Here is a 2774-nt window from a genome sequence, read left to right on the forward strand (position 1 = left end):
GCGTGCAGAACCGCCGTAGGTTTTAGCCAGAACGGTAGTGATTGCTGCAGTCAGGGTAGTTTTACCGTGGTCAACATGGCCGATAGTACCAACGTTAACGTGCGGTTTGTTACGTTCAAATTTTTCTTTAGACACGGCTATATTCCTTACTCTTGTGCTCTCCCTTCAAAGAGAGAGCACGGGATCATTGTGTTTAAACCAGTGGCTTATTTGCCACGAGCTTCAATAACGGCCAGGGCCACGTTATTCGGCGCATCATCGTACTTCAGGAATTCCATGGAGTAAGATGCACGGCCTTTGGTCAGTGAACGCAGCTGAGTTGCATAACCGAACATTTCRGAAAGYGGAACTTCAGCATGAATCACAACGCCAGTAGCGTTAGATTCTTGGCCTTTCAGCATACCACGACGGCGGCTAAGGTCACCGATGACGTCACCAGTGTTCTCTTCCGGAGTCTCTACTTCAACCTTCATGATCGGCTCAAGCAGGACTGGTTTCGCTTTCTTAAAGCCATCTTTAAAGGCAATAGAAGCGGCCAGTTTAAACGCCAGCTCGGAGGAGTCAACGTCATGGTAAGAACCGAAGTGCAGACGCACGCCCAGATCGACTACCGGGTAACCGGCCAGTGGACCAGACTTCAGCTGTTCCTGGATGCCTTTGTCAATCGCGCCGATGAATTCACCAGGAATTACACCACCTTTGATTTCGTTGACAAACTCATACCCTTTCGGATTTGTGCCAGGTTCTAATGGGTACATGTCGATCACAACGTGACCATACTGACCGCGACCACCAGACTGCTTAGCGTGTTTACCTTCAACATCGGTAACTTTAGCGCGGATAGCTTCACGGTATGCAACCTGCGGCTTACCGACGTTAGCTTCAACGTTAAATTCACGACGCATACGGTCAACCAGGATATCCAGGTGAAGTTCACCCATACCTGCGATGATTGTCTGGCCAGACTCTTCATCAGTCCAAACGCGGAATGATGGGTCTTCTTTTGCCAGACGGCCCAGAGCCAGACCCATTTTTTCCTGGTCAGCTTTGGTTTTTGGTTCTACCGCAACGGAGATTACCGGCTCAGGGAATTCCATGCGTTCCAGGATAATCACGTTATCCGGATCACACAGGGTATCACCTGTAGTCACGTCTTTCAGACCGATCGCAGCAGCGATATCGCCCGCACGAACTTCTTTGATTTCTTCACGCTTGTTAGCGTGCATCTGAACGATACGACCCAGACGTTCACGCTGAGATTTCACTGGGTTAAATACAGTGTCACCTGAATTGACGAGACCGGAATAAACACGGAAGAACGTCAAGTTACCCACGAATGGGTCAGTAGCGATTTTGAACGCCAGAGCAGAGAACGGCTCTGAATCGTCAGAATGGCGAACTGCCGGAGTGTCTTTACCGTCGTCCAACAGGCCGTTGATAGCTTCAACGTCAGTTGGTGCTGGCAGATACTCAACAACAGCATCCAGCATTGCCTGTACGCCTTTGTTTTTAAACGCAGAACCACAGGTAACCAGGATGATTTCGTTGTTCAGAACGCGCTTACGCAGAGAAGTTTTGATCTCTTCTTCAGTCAGCTCTTCGCCACCAAAGAATTTCTCCATCAGCTCATCAGAGCCTTCAGCAGCGGCTTCAACCAGTTTCTGACGCCATTCTTCAGCCAGTTCTTGCATGTTGGCAGGGATTTCTTCGTATTCGAAGGTAACGCCCTGATCAGCTTCGTTCCAGTTGATAGCTTTCATCTTCACCAGGTCAACAACACCGGTGAATTTCTCTTCTGCGCCGATTGCCAGTTGCAGTGGCACCGGAGTTGCGCCCAGACGTTTTTCAATCTGGTCAACAACTTTCAGGAAGTTAGCACCCATACGGTCCATTTTGTTAACGAACGCGATACGAGGAACTTTATATTTGTTTGCCTGACGCCATACGGTCTCAGACTGTGGCTGAACACCGCCAACAGCACAGTAAACCATTACCGCGCCATCAAGAACACGCATGGAACGTTCTACTTCGATGGTGAAGTCAACGTGCCCTGGGGTGTCAATGATGTTGATGTGGTGTGGTTCGAACTGCTTAGCCATACCAGACCAGAAACAGGTGGTGGCAGCGGACGTGATGGTAATACCACGTTCCTGTTCCTGTTCCATCCAGTCCATGGTGGCTGCGCCATCATGAACTTCACCGATTTTGTGGTTTACACCGGTGTAGAACAGAACACGTTCGGTAGTGGTTGTCTTACCGGCGTCGATGTGAGCACTGATACCAATGTTACGGTAGCGCTCAATGGGTGTTTTACGAGCCATTTGATTCCTCTATAACTAGGACGTTCAAGTTCAGTTAACCCAAGCGGGTTGGCTTCTTGAAGCGCCCGCTTGGTTAGCATAACTACTGCGAAGTGATTACCAGCGGTAGTGGGCGAACGCCTTGTTGGCTTCAGCCATACGGTGAACGTCTTCACGTTTCTTAACTGCAGTACCTTTGTTCTCTGCAGCATCAGAAAGTTCGTTCGCCAGGCGGAGAGCCATGGATTTATCACCGCGTTTACGAGCAGCTTCAACGATCCAACGCATTGCCAGAGCATTACGACGAACCGGACGGACTTCAACTGGAACCTGATAAGTAGAACCACCTACGCGGCGGGACTTAACTTCGACAGTCGGACGAACGTTGTCCAGTGCGACTTCGAAAGCTTCCAGGTGGCCTTTACCGCTACGTTGAGCCAGGGTCTCAAGAGCAGTGTAGACGATTGCTTCTGC

3 protein-coding genes are annotated in these 2774 nt (G+C 50.0%); all 3 read right to left on the bottom strand.

What is annotated here, in order from left to right; genetic code table 11:
- A partial coding sequence (locus AC1DUO_RS24020; RefSeq protein WP_465870146.1) for a GTP-binding protein occupies positions 1–135 on the bottom strand: 135 nt, incomplete at its 3' end.
- Positions 136–206: 71 nt separating this feature from the next.
- A complete protein-coding gene (gene fusA / locus AC1DUO_RS24025) occupies positions 207–2321 on the bottom strand; it encodes an elongation factor G (protein ID WP_013573669.1) in 2115 nt (704 codons plus the stop codon).
- Between the two features lie 96 nt (positions 2322–2417).
- The coding region (gene rpsG / locus AC1DUO_RS24030; protein ID WP_477989096.1) for a 30S ribosomal protein S7 at positions 2418–2774 on the bottom strand (357 nt) is incomplete at its 5' end.

The sequence above is a fragment of the Rahnella sp. P4_A8 genome (assembly GCF_056402435.1).